The organism is Streptomyces mobaraensis (genome assembly GCF_020099395.1).
In the GTDB taxonomy this organism is placed as follows: domain Bacteria; phylum Actinomycetota; class Actinomycetes; order Streptomycetales; family Streptomycetaceae; genus Streptomyces.
On sequence record NZ_CP083590.1, the window covers coordinates 3061685 to 3079658 of the forward strand.

The window sequence follows — 17974 nt, forward strand, 5'->3', positions numbered from 1 at the left end:
CCCGGCCGCGAGATGTCGTCTCGTGGCCGGGGTCCGAGGGTGGGATCAGCTACAGCAGAGGGCGCGGGCCTCCGCTAGTCGCGGTACCGGAAGACGATCCGGCCGCGTGTGAGGTCGTACGGCGGGAGCTCCACCAGCACGCGGTCCTCCAGCATGATCTTGATGTAGTTCTTGCGGACCTTCCCGCTGATGTGCGCGAGCACCCGGTGGCCGTTGTCGAGCTCCACGGTGAACATGGCGCTGCGCAGGCACTCGATGACCCTGCCCTGCACCTCGATGACGTTCTTGTTCCTCGTCATCGGCCCAGCTCCAGGTCCAGGTCCAGGTTCTGGTTCAGGTTCTGGTCCAGTTCAAGCTCCAGGTTGCTGCTCATCGGCCGGGCGCCGAAGCCCTCGACCAGCGCGGAGGCCGCGCGGTTGGCCTCCTGGACTTCCGTCCAGGCCGCCGCGTATCCGGCGTGGTGCAGCGTCCCCAGCGCGTGGGCCAGCAGCGCCCGCGCGATACCGCGGCGCCGCTCGCCGGCCCGGACCGCGAGCAGCCCGATGCGCGGCCGGATCACCGTCACCACGCGGATCAGGCCCAGGTAGCGGTCCGGGCCGGCCGCCACCGCGTACTTCGACGGGTCGACGATGGTGTCGCCCGGGGGAAGGGGGATCACCTCCGCGGGCATCGAGTGCCACCCGGCGGCCGCGCCGACCTCGTCGCGTATCGCGCGGTCCAGCTCCCGGAGCAGGGCCTCGTCCGCCTGGCCGGCGGGGACGATCGTCACGCCCGGAGGCGGCGGGACCGCTCCGAGTCCGGTGGCGCGCGGGTCGGTCGGCACGGCGTACTCCCACTCGCGGCGCCGGACCGCGAATCCGGCCCGCCGCCAGCCGGCCGTCAGTCCGGCGTCGGCTTCGTCGACCACCGCGTAGAGCGGCGTGGGCAGTTCGGCCAGCATCGCCTCGGCGAGCCGGTCGAAGACAGCGTCGTGCCAGGCGTCGACGCAGGCGAACAGGCGCCCGTCGGCCCGGCGCTCCGCGTATCCGCGGCCGACCACCAGGCCGTCGTCCAGCGCGTGCCACTGCCTGTCCGCGACGCGCGTGATCACCACGGCGTTCTCGCTCAGGCCGGAAGGGAAAGGTGTTGTGTTCATCGGAGTCTCCTCAGGAGTGCCTCGGTCTCAGGCGCTCCTGGCGACGCCGAACGTCAGCCGCCGGACCGTGACGGAATGAGGGAGCACCCACGGGTAACTGCGTTCACGGGTCTCACCTCCATACGACGACTTCGCGGTCCGCCATGAACGTAACCGCGGGGCGCCGCCTCGCTCAACTCATTTTTTCGCAACTGCGCTCGGGCGTCGTGGCGAGGTGACGTCGTCGCGCCGTCGCGTCCCGCCGTAAGATCGACGACGGCATCGCGTGCCGGTCACCGGCCGGGTGAGGCATGGAGGTGCCGGGGATATGCCTTTGGAGGCATTCCTTGCCAGTCGAGCTGAACCACACCATCGTCCACGCCCGGGACAACCGGGAATCCGCCGAGTTCCTCACGGAACTGCTCGGCCTCGAAATCGCCGCGGAGTGGGGCCCGTTCATCGCGGTCGCGCTGAACAACGGCGTCACGCTGGACTACGCCACGATCCCCGCGGAACAGATCGCTCCGCAGCACTACGCCTTCCTGCTGTCGGAGGAGGAGTTCGACGCGGCGTACGCACTGATCACGCGGCGCGGCATCGAGCACTACGCCGACCCTCGGCGACAGCACCCGGGCATGGTCAACCACAACGACGGTGGCCGCGGCGTGTACTTCATGGACCCGTCGGGGCACGCCATGGAGCTCATCACCGTCCCGTACGGCGGATGGCCGGCGTAGGCGGCGGATGGCCGGCGTAGGCGGCGGATGGCCGGCGTAGGCGGCGGATGGCCGGCGTAGGCGCATGAGCCGGGGGCCGCGTTCCGGCGCGGGACGCGGCCCGCGGCCGGCACGACCGCCCCGCGCCGCCCGGCAGGGACACCGACCGGCCCCCAGCCCGGTTCACCGAGTGGCGGGCAGCTTGTGGACGACGGTGTCGTCAGGGTCCAGCCGTCGGCCGTCCGCGGACAGGACCTCCAGCGGGCGCAGGGGCCGCTCCCGGCGGCGGTCGAGGAGCTCCGAGTGGGGTTCGTCAGGGGCGAAGAAGTGCTGCTCGCCCCACTGCCGCAGCGCCACGATGACGGGGAAGAGCGCCCTGCCCTTCGGGGTCAGGACGTACTCGCGGTAGGCGCTGCCGTCCGAGGCGGGGACGGACTCCAGGATGCCGCCGGCGACGAGGGTGCGCAGCCGGGCGGTGAGGATGTTCTTCGCGACGCCGAGGCTGCGCTGGAACTCGCCGAAGCGCCGGCTCCCGTCGAAGGCGTCGCGGACGATCAGCAGGGACCACCAGTCGCCGATCGCGTCCACCGAGCGGGCGACGGGGCATTCGCTGTCGTCGAAGCGGGTCCTGGTCACCATGGCGTCCCTCACTCTCGGGCTGGTTGCAACATGCTACCAAGCGGGTTTACGGTCGGGTGCTGGTGGCAAGTTGCAACCAGGGAAAGGTGGGGGTGCCGATGTCCGGCGACAGCGGGAGCGTGACACGACAGGCCGCGAAGCGGCGGGCCGCGCCACGACGGGCCGGCGAACAGGGCGAACAGGGGCCCGCGTTCACCCTCTCCCGCGGCCTCGTCCTCCTCTTCGCCGTGGCCTGCGGGGCGGCCGTGGCCAACGTCTACTTCTCCCAGCCGCTCCTGGTGACCATGGGCCACGACCTCGCCATGAGCCCGGCGGTCGTCGGCAGCGTCGTGACGCTCACGCACGTGGGGTACGGGCTGGGGCTGTTCTTCCTCGTGCCGCTGGGTGACGTCGCCGACCGCAGGCGGCTCGTCGTCGTCCAACTGCTGCTCCTCGTCGGGGCGCTGGCCCTGGTGGCCGCCGCCCGCTCGGCGGCGCTGCTGCTCGTGGGGATGGCGGCGACGGGGCTGCTCGCCGTCGTCACGCAGACGCTGGTGGCCTTCGCGGCCTCCCTCGCCCCACCCGCCGGGCGCGGGCGGGTCGTCGGCCTCGTCACCAGCGGCGTCGTCACCGGGATCCTGCTCGCGCGGACCGCGTCCGGCCTGCTCGCCGACCTCGCGGGCTGGCGGTCCGTCTATGTCGCCTCGGCGTCGCTGACCGCGCTGCTCGCCCTCGTCCTGCACCACGTGCTGCCGCGCCGCGTCGCCACCCCGCCGACCACCCTGCGCTACGGGCAGCTCCTGCGCTCCACCCTCACCCTCTTCGCCCGGGAACGTCTCCTGCGGCTGCGGGCCGCGTTCTGCCTGCTGGTCTTCGCCTCCTTCAGCACCCTGTGGAGCAGCATCGCCCTGCCGCTCAGCGAGGCCCCGTACCGCCTCTCCCACAGCGCGATCGGGGCACTGGGCCTGATCGGGGTCGCCGGCGCCCTCGCCGCGACCGTCGCCGGCCGCCTGAACGACCGCGGCCACTCCCGGCGCACCACCGGCATCGCCCTGGCCCTGCTCACCGCCTCCTGGCTGCCCCTGGCCTTCACCCGCAGCTCGCTCTGGGCCCTCTTCCTCGGCGTGATCGTCCTCGACCTCGCCGTCCAGGCGGTCCACGTCACCAACCAGACCCTGATCTACACCCTCCACCCGGACGCCGGCAGCCGCCTGATCGGCGGATACATGGTCTTCTACTCGATCGGCAGCGCCGTCGGCGCCCTCGCCGCGACCTCCCTCTACGCGGCGGCCGGGTGGGGGGCGGTGTGCGCCCTGGGGGCCGGGTTCGCCGGACTCGGATTCGTGCTGTGGTTGATCACCCGGCGGGCCGGGACGGCCCCGGGGGATCACCGTGCGGTTCCGCTCCGCTAGTCGTCGGGATCGTACGTGTCGACGAAGTTCCGGACGGAAGCCTCCATTTCATCGTGGCTCATCGGAGATCCGTCCGACGTCGCGCTGGAGAAGCCCTGGCCACTCGGCCCGGCGGCGCGCACACCGGGTGAACGGCCCGGCACCCGGATCGTCACGCATACGGTCCGATAAAACGATCCGCCCTCCGGTGGCCGCTTCCGGTACGCCGTCGGCCGACGGTGCGTTCGGGTCGGGCGGGTGCCGGAAGCCCCCGTCCGGCACCCGCCCGGCAGGGGCCCGTTGGGCGGCCGCTTACGCCTTTCGCTTACGCCTTCCGAGCCAAGAGCTGGACCTCGCGGAACTGCCGGCGGTCCGTGGGCTCCGGTTCGATCAGCAGGCGGGACGTCTCCGTCAGCCCATGCTCGCGGAGGAGGGTGGCGAAGCGGTCGGGAGACCAGCGGTAGGCCGTCGCCACCGTGTGCTCGTAAGGCTGCGGCTCGTCGTCCGGGGCGTCCGTCGCGGGGAAGGAGATCAGGAGGTGTCCGCCGGGAGCCAGGACGCGGCCGAACTCGGCCAGGATGGTGGGCAGGTCCCACGGTGGGGTGTGGATGACGGACCAGCGCGAGAGCACGCCGCCGAGCGTGCCGTCCTCGATGTCCAGGGCGGACATCGAACCCGTCTCGAACCGCAGGGCGGGGCTCGCTTCGCGGGCGAGCTCGATCATGGCGGGCGAGGCGTCGATGCCGAAGGCGTTCAGGCCCAACTCGTGGAGGTGGGCCGTGATGTGGCCCGGCCCACAGCCGAGATCGGCGACCGGGCCGTCGCCGTTCGTCCGTACCAGCTCGGCGAAGGCGCTCAGGAGGGCGCGTTCCAGGGGGCGTTCGCGCAGGTGGTCGCGGAAGAGGTCCGCGTAGGTGGCGGCGACGGCGTCGTATGCCTCGCGGGTGGTGGGCAGGGCGTCGGATTCGGTCATCCGGAGACCGTAGCGGGGCGCGTTCTCCGGTGGGGAGGGGGCCTGGGCCATGGGCCCCGGCGCCCTCACGCCCGTCCGCGACGGGCGCCGGCCGCTCTCCGGAGGGGCCGATCGCCTCGGCGACCGCGGAGTCCAGCGCCGCCCCCGCCTGCCCGAACGCACGTCTCACCCGATGGACATTCCTCCACCCGCGACCGTCCGACGGATTAGGCTGCCCCCGTGGCTGACATCCAGGCTGATATCCAGATCCCCGCCGACATCAAGCCCGCCGACGGCCGTTTCGGCGCCGGCCCGTCCAAGGTGCGCCCGGAGGCGCTCGCCGCCCTGGCGGCCACCGGATCCTCGCTGCTCGGCACGTCCCACCGCCAGGCGCCGGTGAAGAACCTGGTCGGGTCCGTGCGCGACGGCATCCGCGCGCTGTTCCCGCTCCCCGACGGCTACGAGGTGATCCTCGGCAACGGCGGGTCCACCGCGTTCTGGGACATCGCCACCCACGGCCTGATCGAGTCCAGGTCGCAGCACCTCTCCTTCGGCGAGTTCTCCTCGAAGTTCGCCAAGGCCGCGAAGCTCGCGCCCTGGCTCGCGGAGCCGACCGTCGTCTCCGCCGACCCCGGCACCCACCCCGAGGCGTACGCCGAGCCGGGCACCGACGTCTACGCGCTCACCCACAACGAGACGTCCACCGGCGTCGCCATGCCGATCCGCCGCGTGGCGGGGGCGGACGAGGGCGCGCTCGTCCTGGTGGACGCCACCTCCGGCGCGGGCGGCCTGCCTGTGGACATCGCCGAGACGGACGTCTACTACTTCGCGCCGCAGAAGTCCTTCGCCTCCGACGGCGGCCTGTGGATCGGCGTCTTCTCCCCCGCCGCGCTGGAGCGCGCCGCCCGGGTGCACGCCTCCGGCCGGCACGTCCCCGAGTTCTTCTCGCTGCCCACCGCGATCGACAACTCGCTGAAGAACCAGACGTACAACACCCCTTCGCTCGCCACCCTGTTCCTCCTCGACGAGCAGCTGAAGTGGCTGAACGGCCAGGGCGGCCTGGACTTCGCCGTCCGCCGCACGGCCGCCTCGGCCCGCGCCCTCTACGGCTGGGCGGAGGCGTCCAAGCACGCCACCCCGTTCGTCACCGACCCGGCCAAGCGGTCGCAGGTCATCGGCACGATCGACTTCTCGGACGACGTCGACGCGGCGGCCGTGGCCAAGGTGCTGCGCGCCAACGGCATCGTCGACACCGAGCCGTACCGCAAGCTGGGCCGCAACCAGCTGCGCGTGGCCATGTTCCCGGCGATCGACCCGGCGGACGTCGAGGCGCTGACGGCGTGCGTCGACTTCGTGGTGGAGCGGCTTTGACGCCGTGACCTGGGGAGGACGTTCGGGGAGGTCCGGGTAGGCCGGCGAGCCGGGGCGATTGTCAGTGGTGCGTGGGAAGGTGGCTCCATGACGACGACACCCGACGGCCGACCCGTTCCGCCCCCGCTCGCCGGCGAGCGCGAGGCGCTGGAGAGCTGGCTCGGCTTCCAGCGCGCGACGCTCGAGACGAAGTGCCGGGGTCTCGACGACGAGCAGGTGCGCCGCACCTCCGTCTCGCCTTCCACGATGTCCCTGCTGGGCCTGGTCCGGCATATGGAGATAGTGGAACGCAACTGGTTCCAGCGGGTGTTCGCCGGGCGCACGGTGCCGGAGATCCCGGCGCACGCCGGCTTCGGGCTCGACCCCGCGCAGGGGCTGGACGAGGCCCTGGCCGCCTGGCGGGCCGAGATCGCGGTCGGGCGGGAGCTGATCGCGGACGCCTCGCTGGACGACGTGGGGCGGCTGTCGCCGGAAGAGGCCGCGGGGCTCGGCTCGGAGGTGGTGTCCCTGCGCTGGATCCTCATCCACCTGATAGAGGAGTACGCGCGCCACAACGGGCACGCGGATCTCCTCCGGGAGGCGGTGGACGGGGTCACGGGCGTGTAGGCGCCGGGCAGTTGTGCAGTGGCGGGGCCCGCCGGGAGCCCGGCCCGTTCCGGGCCGGGGCGCTGAGGGCCGGGGGCCGACAACGCCGTGCGCCCCGGCACGGATGCCGGGGCGCCCTCCGGTCCCTCCCCCGTCAGGCCACGTCAGGCCCGGGCCGTCGTCCCTCGTCGCCGCAGGGCCGCCCAGCCCAGGAGCAGCAGGACGACCCAGACGCCCATCACGTACAGGGCGATCCGGGTGTCCGCGCTCCAGGCGATGAGGACGGTCACGAACGCGAAGAAGGCCAGCGCCAGGATGTTGGTGTAGGGCGCGCCGGGGAGGCGGTACGGGGAGGGTTCCGCCGCTCCCCTCGCCACCGCCCGGCGGTAGCGGAGGTGGGTGACGAGGATGACGCTCCAGACGAGGATGGCGCCGCCCGTCGAGACCGAGGTGATGTAGGCGAACGCGTGCTCCGGGTCGAGGGCGTTGATGAGGACGCCGAGTCCCATGACGACCGCCGACACCCAGAGCGCGGGGGCGGGGACCCCGCGGCCGGTGAGCCGGGAGAGGGCCTTGGGGGCGTGGCCGTTGACGGAGGCGGTGCGCAGCATGCGGGCCGTCGAGTAGAGGCCGCCCGCGTTGCAGGAGGACAGCGCGGAGGTGAGCACGATGAAGTTGACGATGCCCGCCGCGGCCGGGATGCCGATCTTGGCGAAGGCGGCGACGAAGGGGCTGACGCCGGGGCTGAACTCGGCCCAGCTGACGACGGAGAGGATGACGATGAGGGTGCCGATGTAGAAGAGGCCGAAGCGCACCGGGAGGCTGTTGATGGCCCGGGGGATGTTCTTCTGCGGGTCCTCCGCCTCGCCGGCGGTGACGCCGACGAGTTCGACGCCGAGGTAGGCGAAGAGGACGATCTGGAGCGTCATCAGGGAGTCGTGCACGCCGTGCGGCGCGATCCCGCCGTCCTTCCACAGGTGGGTCACGGAAGCGGTGTCACCGACGTCGCCGAAACCGACCACCAGGACGGCGACGCCGACGAGGATCATCGCGACGATGGCCACGACCTTGACGAGCGCGAACCAGAACTCCAGCTCGCCGAACGCCTTCACCGAGATCATGTTCACGGCCAGCAGCACCACCAGCGACACCAGGGCCGTCTGCCACTGGGCCACGCCTGGGAACCAGTATTTGACGTACTGCCCGGCCGCCGTGATCTCGGCCATGCCGGTGGTGACCCACATGATCCAGTAGGTCCAGGCGGTCGCGTACCCCCAGAACGGGCCGAGGAACTCCCGGGCGTACTCGGCGAAGCTACCGGACACCGGGCGGTGGGTGAGGAGTTCGCCGAGCGCGCGCATCACCAGGAACAGGACGGCGCCGGCCACCGCGTACCAGATGATCAGGCTCGGCCCGGCCTGGGATATGGCCGTTCCGGCGCCCAGGAACAGGCCCGTGCCGATGGTGCCGCCGATGGCGATCATCTGGATCTGCCGGGTGCCGAGTCCGCGCTTGTAGCCCTCGGCGGTCTCGGCCCCGCGGGCCCCCGCGTCATGCCCGGCCGGCCCGGCCTGCTCCGCGATCCCCGCGCCGCCCTTGCCGGGAACGGCGTCCACGGGCTCGGCGGGCGTCGTCCCGCCCGTTGTCGGTGGCTGCATGCAACAGAACCCTTCTCGATCCGTGCCGACGAGCCGTGCCGCCTCTTCGGCACGGAGCTCGGTTCCGCGACCCTAGGTACGCTTTTCGGCCATCGACAAGTGTTTTCGAGATCTTCATACAGCACAGGGGCGCAGGTCACACCCCGTACGCCGGGGCTCAGGCGCCGGCCGCCAGCTTGAGCGTGACGGCCCCGGCGATGATCGCGGCGAAGGAGAGCAGCTTCGGCAGCGTGATCTTCTCCTTGTAGAGGACGGCGCCGAGGACGACGGTGCCGATGGAGCCGATGCCCGTCCAGATCGTGTAGCCGACGCCCACGTCGAGGGTCCTGAGCGCCTGGCTGAGGGTGAAGATGCCGCCGGCGGCGGCGAGGACGGTGAAGACGGACGGCCAGAGCCGGGTGAAGCCCTTGGTGGCGTTGGTGCCCAGCGCGAAGGCGATCTCGAAGACGATGGCGACGGCGAGGTAGACCCAGGCCATGACGGCGCTCCTTTGCGGGGGGGGGTGGCGACAGGGTTACGAGAGGGGTGGTGGTGAGGGGCGGACGGTTCAGGCGGAGGCCGGGGAGGCCGGGGCGCGGCGCCGGCCGGTGGACGCGCCCTCGCCGTCCGCGCCCGCTTCGTCGCCCGCGCCCGCTTCCCCGGACCCGCCGGACCCGCCGAACCCGTCGGCGAGCTTGAGGCCGAGCACCCCGCCGATGATCAGGGCGAAGGCGAGCACCTTCCAGGCGTTGACCGGCTCGTCGAAGATCACCGAGCCGAGGACGACCGTGCCGACGGACCCGATGCCCGTCCAGACGGTGTAGCCCACGCCGACGTCGAGCGTCCGCAGCGCCAGGCTCAGGAAGAAGATGCCGCCCGCGGCGGCCCCGGCGGTCAGCAGCGAGGGCCCCAACCGGGTGAAGCCTTCGGTGGCGTTGGTGGCGAGGGCGAAGACGACCTCGAAGACGGACGCGATGAGCAGGTAGATCCAGGCCATGGTTCCGGCTCCTCCGGGCGTTGGCGGATGGTCGACACATGTAGTTGCATGTACGTGCATGCTTTTGGGGACAGGAAGAAGCATGCATGTGCAAGTAATCTTGTGTCAACGCCGTACAGCCACCCACACCGCCGCCGCCACCGTCATCACCGCCACCACGACCGCTCCGGAGCCGCAGATGCCCGCACCGACCGCCAGGCCCGCCGAGTCTTCCGAGGCGTCCGGCCGTCCGACGGACCCCGCACCAACCCCCGCACCCTCGGCGGACGCCCGCATGTGGCACCGCTTCCTCGCCCTCCACGCCCACGTCGAGCACCGGCTGAGCACCGCGCTCCAGCGCCACCACGGCCTCGGCCTCTCCGAGTACCGGGCGCTGGGCTTCCTGGCCGCCGCGCCCCGGAGTGAGCTCCGCATGCAGGAACTGGCCGACCGGCTGGGGCTCAACCAGAGCTCCGTGACCCGCCTGGTCGGCCGGCTGAACGCGGCCGGCTTCACGTACCGCGACGTCTGCCCGGACGACAAGCGCGGCGTCTACACCGTCCTGGAGGAGGCCGGCCGCGCACGGCACACCGCCGCCACCGCCACGTACGAGGCCACCCTCACCGCCGCGCTGGAGGAGGCGGCCGAGAACGACAGCGGCGCGGGGGCGACGGTCGCGGCCCTGCGGAGCACCCTGGGCTGACCTCCACCCGCACCCCCGAAAGTCCCTGGGACGCAAAAGCGTTCGCGCCTGTCGCGCGACCCCGCCTACCCTTCTCGCCATGCCTCCCGCGAAGACCTCACACGTCTGCCTCCCCTGCCGGTCGTCGTTCAAGCTGGCGCGGCTCGGGCCGGGGGAACCGGCGCGGCGCTGTCCGGGCTGCGCGGAGCCGATGACCGAGGCGGGGGCCGCGTTCCAGCCGCCGCGCCGCCGGGACGCGGCGGGCTGGCGCACCCTCTCCGTCCTCCTGAACGCGGGCGTCCGCTTCCATACGGACTGCTGCGACGACGGCCCCGGCTACCGTCCGCGGACCCTCTTCGAGGTGCGTGAGCGCATGACGTACGCCCGCCGGACCGGCGAGCCCTTCGCGCGGGCGCTCGTCCGGCGCGAACTGCCCTGAACGGACCGGCGGACGAGGGCGTTCCGGCCTCCGGGCAGGGTGCCCGGCCCCGACCGGCCGGCGGACGGCGGGTCAGGTACAGTGACGCCGACCAGAACCGCGTACGACCTGAGGAGGTGGGACCGATCACCGCAGTGGCAGGTCGGGTGCTCCCCCTCCGGATGAGTGCGGTCGCCGCGTAGGCGACGCGGCGTACGGGAGTGCCCTTCTGATTCCCCGGAAGGCTCTCATGTCGACATCATCCTCTCTTTCCCCTCTCACCCCTCTCTCCTCGCTTTCCTCGACCGTCAGCAGGCTGCGGGCCGCGGGGTGCGTCTTCGCCGAGGAGGAAGCCGAGTTGCTCCACTCCGCGGCAAGCTCCGCCGCGGCCCTCGACGCCCTCGTGGAGCAGCGCGTCTCCGGCGTCCCCCTGGAACACGTCTTGGGCTGGGCCGAGTTCGCCGGGCTGCGCGTCGCCGTGGGCCCCGGGGTCTTCGTCCCCCGCCGCCGTACCGAGTTCCTGGTCGAGCAGGCCGTCGCGGCGGCCCGTCCCGGCGCGGTCGTCCTCGACCTGTGCTGCGGCTCGGGCGCGGTGGGCGCGGCGGTGGCCGCGGCCCTGGGCAGCGTCGAACTGCACGCCGCCGACGTCGAACCGGCCGCCGTCCACTACGCCCGGCGCAACCTCGGGCCGGCGGCCCGGGTGTACGAGGGCGACCTCTACGCACCACTTCCCGCACGCCTCCGGGGCCGGGTGGACGTCCTGGTGGCCAACGCCCCGTACGTCCCCACCGGCGAGATCCCGCTGCTGCCGCCCGAGGCGCGCGACCACGAGCCGCTGGTGACACTGGACGGCGGTGCGGACGGCCTGGACGTGCAGCGCCGCGTGGCCACGGAGGCGGTCCGGTGGCTGGCGCCGGGCGGCCGGCTGCTGATGGAGACGAGCGAGCGGCAGGCGGTGCGGTCGATGGCCCTGTTCGCCGGCGCGGGGCTGGTGCCGCGCCTGGCGGTCTGCGACGAACGGGACGCCACGGTCGTCGTCGGGACCCGGCCGGGGCGCGGGGGCGTCCGCCCCTCGTCCCGGTCTTTGCCGAACGGTCGACCCACCGACGGTCCGGTGCGCATACGCTCCCGTCATCCCTGATCACCACAGCGGCGGCCGGTGTGTCCCCACGTGCCGGCCGCGGAGGAGACGTGTGCCCATGTGCGCGACGAGAGCGGCGAGTTCGACGGGTTCGACGGGTTCGACCGATGTGACCGGAGTGTCCGCCCGGCTGCCCGCAGCCTGGAGTTCGGCGGTCGTGGGGCAGGTGGGGACCGCGCAGATCAAAGTGCTGCGGATGGACGGGCGTCCGGTGCCGGAGGAGCGGCATGAGGCGGCCGAGGCGCTGCTCGTCCTCGACGGCCTGCTCCGGCTGGCCGTCGACGGGCGCCCGGTGGACGTCGGGCCGGGTGCGCTGTACACGGTCCCGGCGGGCACTCCGCACGCGGTGCTGCCGGGCAGCCACGGCACGCTGGTGATCGTCGAGCGGGCGGCGGACTGACTCGACGCCCTTACGGGGCGGGCGCGCCCGCTCACCCCGGCCCGTTCACCCCGGCCTGTTCACCTTGCCCCGCTCACCCCGGTCCGTTCTCCAGCAACGCCCGGCCCAGCGGCGTCAGTGTGTGCCGCACCGACGGGCCGGCGCGGCGCGTCGTGATGAGGCCCGCCGTCCGCAGCACGGTGGCGTGTTCGCTGGCGGAGGCCGGGGAGACGCCGGCGGAGCGGGCGAGTTCCGCGGTGCTGCCGCCGGTCGCGGCGGCGGCGAGGACGCGGGCCCGGGTGCGGCCCATCAGGGCTTCCAGGTGGGCGAGTTCGCCGGGACGCCCGGTGCCGGTGGGTGGTGTGAGGACGGAGAGGTGGGCGGCCGGTTCGCGGGCGATCGGGTAGCGGATCTCCAGGGGCGCGTCGGGGTCGGCGCTGTCCAGGCGGAGCACCGGCGCGGTGAGGAAGAAGGTGGGGGTGAGCAGCACGCCCCGGCCGCCGAGGCGCAGGTCGATGTCGAGCGTGCAGGGCGCGTGCAGGACCGGCGACTCCCAGCGCAGGGTGGGGTGGAGGTCGGCGAGCAGCCGCTCGACGCCGTGGTCGGCGAGGACGCGGGCGCGGTGGGTCCGGTCCGCGTGGGCGGCGGCGGCCAGCTGGGGCCAGTAGGGCGCGATGGCGGCGTCGTAGTAGGCGCGGAAGCCGCGGTCGACGAGCCGGGCGGCCTCGCGGTCGCCGGTGTGCAGGTCGCCGATCCAGCGGGGGACGTCGGACCGCCACTCCTCGGTGACGGACAGGTCGGCCGTCCAGATCCGGCGCGGCATGCTCCAGGTGGCCCGGAGGCTGTCCTCCAGCGAGGCCGAGCCCCGGACCCGGATGAACGCCTCGGGCACGTACTCGTCCAGGCCCGCCGGCGCCAGCTCCAGCAGCGGCCGGACGGCCGGGGTCAGCCGGCGCAGCGACCGCTCCCGCCAGCCGTCGAACGCGGTCGCGCCCAGGCCGGGGCTCTGCAGCAGCGGCAGGCTGAACGTGGCCTCCGCGAGCGGGTCGGGTACGGGCGTGACGCGGATCCGGGCGAGGTCCTCCGCCTCGAAGTGCAGTCGCAGGGTCATGGCCGACCTCCCTCCGGTCGCTGCGCGGGAACAAGGGCACGAGCGGACCCTTCGGCCGTCCCATGGCCGGACGCACGACCACCCCATAGCGGGCCGCAGGGAACGCATGGGAACGCATGGGTACGTACAGGACGAAGAGGCTCGTTCGTCCGCTTATGTTAAGCGCGACCGGACGCGCCCCTCCGGCCCCCTGCCGGTACCGGTATTCGGCCAGGGCCGAAGGGCTTTGCGGGCGCGGTCCCGCCTGCCCCACACTCCCCGGGCGGGCCGCCTCCACATCGGCCCGGGCGCCGCCGACGCGGCGCGGTCCAGGTGGCCCTGCCGACTCTTGGGGGGACGGCGGGGTTGTGCTGGGGGGCATGCCTGGACGAAGCGGAAGGGCACCGTCCCGCGTGGGGGCGGGACGGCGCCCTCCCCTTTCCCGGGTGCCCTCGGAGCAGGGCGGTACGCGCTCTCGTCACGTGCGAAACGCGCTGTCGGCGGCGCCGGTGCGCACAGTACGTTCACCGCATGGTGACTCCTCCGCCTCCCGGCCGTACGCCCTCTTCCGCCGCCTCCCCTTCCGTCGCCTCCGCTTCCGCTTCCGCCTTCGCCGATGACCTGGCCCTCGTCGTACGGCTCGCGTCGGACACCCTCCGGCAGGCCGAACCGGCCGCCTGGGACCGCCCGGCGGGCGGCCTGGAGTGGACGTGCTGGGAGACCGTCGAGCACCTGAGCGACGACTTCTTCGCCTACGCCGCCCAGTTGGGCCCGCGGCGGCCCCCGCAGGACGGCGAGGTTCCGTTCGTGTGGGAGAGCCGGCGTCCGGGCGGGCCGGCGAACGTCATCCACGCGGACCGCGCGGCGGGCCCCGACGGACTCCTCCAGGTGCTGGAGGCGTGCGGCGCGCTGCTGGTCGCCGTGGTCCGGACGACGCCGCCGGACGTCCGGGCGCACCACGTCTTCGGCGCGTCCGACCCGGCCGGCTTCGCCGCCATGGGCACCGTCGAGGCGCTCCTGCACACCCACGACCTCGCGGCCGGCCTCGGCCTGGCCTGGGACCCGCCCGCCGACGTGTGCGCCCGCGTACGCGCCCGACTGTTCCCCGGCGCGCCGGCGGACACCGACCCGTGGGCCACCCTGCTGTGGGCCACCGGCCGCGGCGAACTCCCGGGCCGGGAGCGGGTGACGCGGTGGCGGTGGGACGGGCGGCCGCGGCAGCTGTAGCAGGCGGCGGGCGCGGCCTCCTCGCTCTGCCCGCCTCGACACGGCCGTCCTCAGACCGCGCACCTCGGATTGCGGCGCAGCTCGTCGTGGATCGCCCAGGCGTCCGCGACCGGTCCGACGTGCCCGAGCTTGTCCGGGTTGAGCACGATGCGGATGGCGTGGATCCGCCCGTCGTGGACGTCGAGCGCCATGACCTGGAGCACCTTGCCGTCCCGATCGCGGAAGACCGCGCCCTCCTGCCCGTTGACCTCCCGGCGTTCGTACGTGACGTCGGCGTGCGCCAGGCGCGGGAAGAAGGCGGCGAGCAGCCGGGCCACCTTCCCGTCGCCGACGACGGCCCTGGCGAGCTGCGGGGTCTTCCCGCCGCCGTCCCCGACCACGGACGCGTCGGTGGCGAGGAGGCCGCGCAGACCGGTGACGTCCCCCTCGCGCAGGGCGCCGAAGAACCGTGCCGCCAGTTCCTCGCGCTCCTCGCGGGCCGCCTCGAAGCGCGGGCGGCCGTCGGCCATGTGACGCCGGGCCCGGACGGCGAGCTGGCGGCAGGCCGCCTCGGAGCGTCCCACGGCCGCCGCGACCTCGGGGAAGCCGAAGTCGAACACCTCCCGCAGCACGAACACCGCCCGCTCCGCCGGACTCAGCCGTTCCAGCAGCAACAGGGCGGCCATCGAGACGGAGTCGGCCAGCTCCGCCGAGCGCTCCGGATCCGCATAGGGGTCGGCGAGCAGCGGCTCGGGGAACCACGGACCGACGTACGCCTCCCGCCGGACGCGGGCCGAGCGCAGCACGTCGATGGCGATCCGGGTGACCGTGGTCGAGAGGAAGGCCCTGACCGAGCGGGGCCGCGTCGGGGTGCCCGCGAAGCGGAGCCAGGTCTCCTGCACGGCGTCCTCGGCCTCGCTCACGCTGCCCAGGAGGCGGTAGGCGATCGAGAAGAGGAGGGGGCGCAGCTCCTCGAAGTCGTCGGTCCTGCTCGTGCCGCTTTCTTGTGACGTGTGCTCCACGGTCGTCGTCATCGCCGTACCCCCATGATCGAGAATGCTCCGCTCCCCTACACGACGAGACGGCGGCGCCGCCTGTGACATCCGGGGTGGCTCGCGGACGCCGGGCAGCCTACGCGTCCACCCCCAGCAGTTCGCGGAACGCCTCCGCGCCGTCCGGCGTGACCTTCACCGCCCGTCCGGATCCGACGCGGCGTACCCAGGCGCGGTCGAGCGCCGTGGCGCAGAGGGCGGCGCCCAGGGCACCGGCGAGGTGGTGGCGGCGTTCGGTCCAGTCGAGGCAGCTCCGGACCAGGGGGCGGCGGTTGCCCGCGGGGTGTTCGAAGGCGAGGGCGTCGGCCAGCCAGGCGCGGCCCGCCGGGGTGACGGCGAGTCCGGCGTCGGCGGCCACCAGGCCCCGGGCGAGCATCGCGTCGGCCAGGGTCACGCCCAGCCGGCCGGCCAGGTGGTCGTAGCAGGTACGGGCCCGGGCCTCGGCGCCGAGCCGGACGGACGCGCGCAGGCCGTCCGGGCGCGGCGTACCGGGGGCGTACGAGGCGAGGGCCTCGATCAGCCCGGCCGCCTCCGGGCCCGCCAGCCTGACGTACCGGTGCCGCCCTTGGCGTTCCTCGGTCAGCAGGCCGCCCTCGACGAGGCGGGAGAGCTGTTCGCTGGCGGTGGACGGCCGCACCCCCGCGTGGCGGGCCAGCTCGCCCGCCGTCCAGGCGCGGCCGTCGAGCAGGGCCTGGCAGAAGGCGGCCCGGGTGCGGTCGGCGAGCAGCGCGGCGGTCTCGGCGAGAGGTGACATGACGTCATCATGGCGCGGGAACGGTTCGGCGGGCGCCGAAACGTTCCGGCCGTAGCGTCGGGGCATGACGACGCACACGCACGTCCTCGACGACGCCGCCGACATCCGGGCCGCCCTCGCCGACCCCGCCCTCGCCCCCGAACTCCCGGCCGGCGCGCCGGGCCCCGCCGGCGCGAGTGTCGCGTGGCTGCGGGCCACCGTGGCCCGCTTCTCCTCCGGCGAGACGCACCGCCGGCGGCGGGCCCTGGTGGAGGCGGAACTGGCCCGCGTGGAGCCCGGCGCCTTGCGGCGGGCGGTGGAGGGGAAGGCTCCGGCACGGGCCGGGAAAGACGTTCGAGTGCGGGTGGTGCGCGCGCTGGCGGAGGCTCTGGGGATGCCGGAGCCTCGGCAGGTCGCTGACGACGTGGTTCTGGTGGCCGGGGTCTACTTCGGTGGTGAGGATCCGGCCGCGGATGAGGCGGTGGGACGGCTGGTGGCGCTGCTGGGGGCGCCCCCGGTTTCTTGCGGGGGCGAGCCCCCGCACCCCCGAAACCCCGCTTCGCGCGGTTGTCCTCAAACGCCGGACGGGCTGATTTCAGCCCGTCCGGCGTTTGAGGACGAGCGGCGAAGCCGCGATCAAGGGGGTCTGGGGGCGCAGCCCCCAGGAAACGGCGAAGTGGGGGTGCCCCCTCTGGGGGAGGGACCGGGGCATACCCCCCACGCAGAGGCAGTCGCCAACCGCATCGGCCTCCTCGTACAAGCCTGCGCCACCGCCGCACTGGTGGAGACGGCGACCGGCAGCAACAAACCGCTGGCGCGGGTCATCCGGGAGAACACCCCCCTGCGCGGCATGCGGCGCGTGGCCACCCGCCCCACCCGCCTCGCCGGACGCGACATCGCCGCGGGCGACGTGGTCGTCCTGGACATCGCCGCCGCCCACCGCACCCACCCCGCACCGCTCACCTTCGGGGCGGAGCCCCGCCCGTGCCCCGGCCGGGCACACGCCCTCGCCCTGGCCGAGGGGCTGCTGGGCCGCCGCCCGTCGACCCCCTTCGCCCGGCTGCACCACCGCTCCGCGCCGCTCCTGCTGCCGAACGCCTGGGACCACGCCTCCGCCGCCGCGCTCGCCGCGGAAGGGTTCCCGGCGGTCGGCACGACGAGCCTGGGCGTCGCCGCCGCGGCCGGGCTCCCGGACGGGGCCGCCGCCACCGCCGGGGAGACGCTCGCGCTGGCCCGCCGGCTCGGGCGCGGTCCGTTCCTCCTCAGCGTCGACGCCGAAGGCGGGTTCAGCGACGACCCGGAGGAGGTGGCCGGGCTGGCCCGGGAGCTTCACGCGGCCGGAGCCGTCGGGATCAACCTGGAGGACGGCCGTCCGGACGGCACCCTCGCCCCCGCCGGCCTGCACGCCGCGAAGATCGCCGCCGTGAAGGCCGCCGTACCGGACCTGTTCGTGAACGCCCGCACCGACACCCACTGGCTCGGCGTCCGCCGGGAGGAGACGGCCGCACGCCTCGCGCGCTACGAACAGGCGGGCGCCGACGGCGTGTTCGTGCCCGGCCTCACGGACCCGGACGGCATCGCCGCCCTGGTCGCCGGTCTGCTCGTCCCGCTGAACGTCCTGCACGCACCGGACGGTCCCACCCTCGCCGAGCTGTCGGCCCTGGGGGTGCGCCGGGTGAGCCTCGGTTCGCTGCCCTACCGGACGGCCCTGGCGGCGGCCGTGGCCGTCGCGACCGCCGTACGCGACGGCCGGTCGGTGGAACGCCGCCTTCCGGCGCCCTCCTACGCGGAGGTACAGGCACTGTCGGCCCCCGGGCGGCGCGGGCCGGGGGACGGTACGCGGTGACGAGGGGGCGGTGGACGGCCCGGAGGAGTACGCCGACCGGAATCGCTGGGCGAAGGCCCTGCCGACG

Annotated in this window: 20 protein-coding genes; 10 read left to right on the top strand and 10 right to left on the bottom strand. The window is 73.7% G+C overall.

What is annotated here, in order from left to right:
• Nucleotides 1-74: 74 nt before the first annotated feature.
• Nucleotides 75-299: a translation initiation factor IF-1 gene (gene infA, locus K7I03_RS12960; RefSeq protein WP_185941447.1), complete on the bottom strand. Its 225-nt coding sequence runs from the start codon at nt 297-299 to the stop codon at nt 75-77.
• Nucleotides 296-1135, bottom strand: a complete 840-nt coding sequence (locus tag K7I03_RS12965; RefSeq protein ID WP_185941448.1) for a GNAT family N-acetyltransferase — start codon at nt 1133-1135, stop codon at nt 296-298. Before K7I03_RS12965 ends, infA begins: the two co-directional genes overlap by 4 nt.
• Nucleotides 1136-1461: 326 nt before the next feature.
• Between K7I03_RS12965 and K7I03_RS12970 the strand changes: the two genes are divergently transcribed.
• Nucleotides 1462-1851 carry a VOC family protein gene (locus K7I03_RS12970; RefSeq protein ID WP_185941449.1) on the top strand — a complete coding sequence of 130 codons (390 nt, stop codon included), beginning with the start codon at nt 1462-1464 and terminating at the stop codon, nt 1849-1851.
• A gap of 162 nt (nt 1852-2013) precedes the next feature.
• On the opposite strand, the gene K7I03_RS12975 is transcribed toward K7I03_RS12970, so the two are convergent.
• Nucleotides 2014-2469, bottom strand: a complete 456-nt coding sequence (locus K7I03_RS12975; RefSeq protein ID WP_185941450.1) for a winged helix-turn-helix transcriptional regulator — start codon at nt 2467-2469, stop codon at nt 2014-2016.
• A gap of 98 nt (nt 2470-2567) precedes the next feature.
• On the opposite strand from K7I03_RS12975, the gene K7I03_RS12980 reads away from it, so the two are divergent.
• Nucleotides 2568-3860, top strand: a complete 1293-nt coding sequence (locus K7I03_RS12980; protein WP_224347023.1) for an MFS transporter — start codon at nt 2568-2570, stop codon at nt 3858-3860.
• Between the two features lie 304 nt (nt 3861-4164).
• Here the strand turns inward: K7I03_RS12980 and K7I03_RS12985 are convergent, their stop codons facing one another.
• On the bottom strand, nt 4165-4812 hold the full coding sequence (locus K7I03_RS12985; protein WP_185941451.1) for a class I SAM-dependent DNA methyltransferase: 648 nt from the start codon (nt 4810-4812) through the stop codon (nt 4165-4167).
• A 228-nt stretch (nt 4813-5040) separates the two neighbouring features.
• On the opposite strand from K7I03_RS12985, the gene serC reads away from it, so the two are divergent.
• A complete protein-coding gene (gene serC / locus K7I03_RS12990; protein ID WP_185941654.1) occupies nt 5041-6162 on the top strand; it encodes a phosphoserine transaminase in 1122 nt (373 codons plus the stop codon).
• An 87-nt stretch (nt 6163-6249) separates the two neighbouring features.
• Nucleotides 6250-6768 (top strand): DinB family protein, encoded by a 519-nt coding sequence (locus K7I03_RS12995; RefSeq protein ID WP_185941452.1) that lies wholly within the window; start codon nt 6250-6252, stop codon nt 6766-6768.
• 143 nt (nt 6769-6911) lie between these two features.
• On the opposite strand, the gene K7I03_RS13000 is transcribed toward K7I03_RS12995, so the two are convergent.
• From K7I03_RS13000 to K7I03_RS13010, 3 genes are all read right to left on the bottom strand, one after another.
• A complete protein-coding gene (locus K7I03_RS13000) occupies nt 6912-8405 on the bottom strand; it encodes an amino acid permease (RefSeq protein ID WP_221902664.1) in 1494 nt (497 codons plus the stop codon).
• Between the two features lie 157 nt (nt 8406-8562).
• Nucleotides 8563-8883, bottom strand: coding sequence for a DMT family transporter (locus tag K7I03_RS13005; protein ID WP_185941453.1), 321 nt, complete (start codon nt 8881-8883; stop codon nt 8563-8565).
• A 69-nt stretch (nt 8884-8952) separates the two neighbouring features.
• Nucleotides 8953-9381 (bottom strand): DMT family transporter, encoded by a 429-nt coding sequence (locus K7I03_RS13010; protein WP_185941454.1) that lies wholly within the window; start codon nt 9379-9381, stop codon nt 8953-8955.
• 178 nt (nt 9382-9559) lie between these two features.
• Here K7I03_RS13010 and K7I03_RS13015 point away from each other — a divergent pair, with 178 nt between their 5' ends.
• From K7I03_RS13015 to K7I03_RS13030, 4 genes are all read left to right on the top strand, one after another.
• Nucleotides 9560-10063: a MarR family winged helix-turn-helix transcriptional regulator gene (locus K7I03_RS13015; protein ID WP_221902665.1), complete on the top strand. Its 504-nt coding sequence runs from the start codon at nt 9560-9562 to the stop codon at nt 10061-10063.
• Nucleotides 10064-10142: 79 nt separating this feature from the next.
• Nucleotides 10143-10481 carry a deoxyxylulose-5-phosphate synthase gene (locus K7I03_RS13020; protein ID WP_185941455.1) on the top strand — a complete coding sequence of 113 codons (339 nt, stop codon included), beginning with the start codon at nt 10143-10145 and terminating at the stop codon, nt 10479-10481.
• A 229-nt stretch (nt 10482-10710) separates the two neighbouring features.
• Nucleotides 10711-11601 (top strand): putative protein N(5)-glutamine methyltransferase, encoded by an 891-nt coding sequence (locus K7I03_RS13025; protein ID WP_224347024.1) that lies wholly within the window; start codon nt 10711-10713, stop codon nt 11599-11601.
• A 58-nt stretch (nt 11602-11659) separates the two neighbouring features.
• Nucleotides 11660-12001, top strand: a complete 342-nt coding sequence (locus K7I03_RS13030) for a cupin domain-containing protein (protein WP_185941456.1) — start codon at nt 11660-11662, stop codon at nt 11999-12001.
• A 73-nt stretch (nt 12002-12074) separates the two neighbouring features.
• Here the strand turns inward: K7I03_RS13030 and K7I03_RS13035 are convergent, their stop codons facing one another.
• Nucleotides 12075-13091, bottom strand: a complete 1017-nt coding sequence (locus K7I03_RS13035; protein ID WP_185941457.1) for a helix-turn-helix domain-containing protein — start codon at nt 13089-13091, stop codon at nt 12075-12077.
• A 510-nt stretch (nt 13092-13601) separates the two neighbouring features.
• On the opposite strand from K7I03_RS13035, the gene K7I03_RS13040 reads away from it, so the two are divergent.
• The gene (locus K7I03_RS13040; protein ID WP_221902666.1) at nt 13602-14297 is read left to right on the top strand and encodes a DinB family protein; all 696 of its coding nucleotides are present in this window, start codon (nt 13602-13604) and stop codon (nt 14295-14297) included.
• Nucleotides 14298-14347: 50 nt separating this feature from the next.
• On the opposite strand, the gene K7I03_RS13045 is transcribed toward K7I03_RS13040, so the two are convergent.
• Both K7I03_RS13045 and K7I03_RS13050 read right to left on the bottom strand, forming a co-directional pair.
• Nucleotides 14348-15310: an RNA polymerase sigma-70 factor gene (locus K7I03_RS13045; protein ID WP_185941458.1), complete on the bottom strand. Its 963-nt coding sequence runs from the start codon at nt 15308-15310 to the stop codon at nt 14348-14350.
• 97 nt (nt 15311-15407) lie between these two features.
• The gene (locus K7I03_RS13050) at nt 15408-16082 is read right to left on the bottom strand and encodes an ArsR/SmtB family transcription factor (protein ID WP_185941459.1); all 675 of its coding nucleotides are present in this window, start codon (nt 16080-16082) and stop codon (nt 15408-15410) included.
• 64 nt (nt 16083-16146) lie between these two features.
• Here K7I03_RS13050 and K7I03_RS13055 point away from each other — a divergent pair, with 64 nt between their 5' ends.
• Complete coding sequence (locus K7I03_RS13055; RefSeq protein WP_224347025.1) at nt 16147-17907, top strand: isocitrate lyase/phosphoenolpyruvate mutase family protein; 1761 nt, start codon at nt 16147-16149, stop codon at nt 17905-17907.
• The last annotated feature ends 67 nt before the right edge of the window (nt 17908-17974 follow it).

Coding starts and splice junctions, on each gene's coding strand:
- infA (WP_185941447.1), bottom strand. CDS start 299: ATGACGAGGAACAAGAACGTCATCGAGGTGCAGGGCAGGGTCATCGAG.
- K7I03_RS12965 (WP_185941448.1), bottom strand. CDS start 1,135: ATGAACACAACACCTTTCCCTTCCGGCCTGAGCGAGAACGCCGTGGTG.
- K7I03_RS12975 (WP_185941450.1), bottom strand. CDS start 2,469: ATGGTGACCAGGACCCGCTTCGACGACAGCGAATGCCCCGTCGCCCGC.
- K7I03_RS12980 (WP_224347023.1), top strand. CDS start 2,568: ATGTCCGGCGACAGCGGGAGCGTGACACGACAGGCCGCGAAGCGGCGG.
- K7I03_RS12985 (WP_185941451.1), bottom strand. CDS start 4,812: ATGACCGAATCCGACGCCCTGCCCACCACCCGCGAGGCATACGACGCC.
- K7I03_RS12995 (WP_185941452.1), top strand. CDS start 6,250: ATGACGACGACACCCGACGGCCGACCCGTTCCGCCCCCGCTCGCCGGC.
- K7I03_RS13000 (WP_221902664.1), bottom strand. CDS start 8,405: ATGCAGCCACCGACAACGGGCGGGACGACGCCCGCCGAGCCCGTGGAC.
- K7I03_RS13005 (WP_185941453.1), bottom strand. CDS start 8,883: ATGGCCTGGGTCTACCTCGCCGTCGCCATCGTCTTCGAGATCGCCTTC.
- K7I03_RS13010 (WP_185941454.1), bottom strand. CDS start 9,381: ATGGCCTGGATCTACCTGCTCATCGCGTCCGTCTTCGAGGTCGTCTTC.
- K7I03_RS13015 (WP_221902665.1), top strand. CDS start 9,560: ATGCCCGCACCGACCGCCAGGCCCGCCGAGTCTTCCGAGGCGTCCGGC.
- K7I03_RS13020 (WP_185941455.1), top strand. CDS start 10,143: ATGCCTCCCGCGAAGACCTCACACGTCTGCCTCCCCTGCCGGTCGTCG.
- K7I03_RS13025 (WP_224347024.1), top strand. CDS start 10,711: ATGTCGACATCATCCTCTCTTTCCCCTCTCACCCCTCTCTCCTCGCTT.
- K7I03_RS13030 (WP_185941456.1), top strand. CDS start 11,660: ATGTGCGCGACGAGAGCGGCGAGTTCGACGGGTTCGACGGGTTCGACC.
- K7I03_RS13035 (WP_185941457.1), bottom strand. CDS start 13,091: ATGACCCTGCGACTGCACTTCGAGGCGGAGGACCTCGCCCGGATCCGC.
- K7I03_RS13040 (WP_221902666.1), top strand. CDS start 13,602: ATGGTGACTCCTCCGCCTCCCGGCCGTACGCCCTCTTCCGCCGCCTCC.
- K7I03_RS13045 (WP_185941458.1), bottom strand. CDS start 15,310: ATGACGACGACCGTGGAGCACACGTCACAAGAAAGCGGCACGAGCAGG.
- K7I03_RS13050 (WP_185941459.1), bottom strand. CDS start 16,082: ATGTCACCTCTCGCCGAGACCGCCGCGCTGCTCGCCGACCGCACCCGG.
- K7I03_RS13055 (WP_224347025.1), top strand. CDS start 16,147: ATGACGACGCACACGCACGTCCTCGACGACGCCGCCGACATCCGGGCC.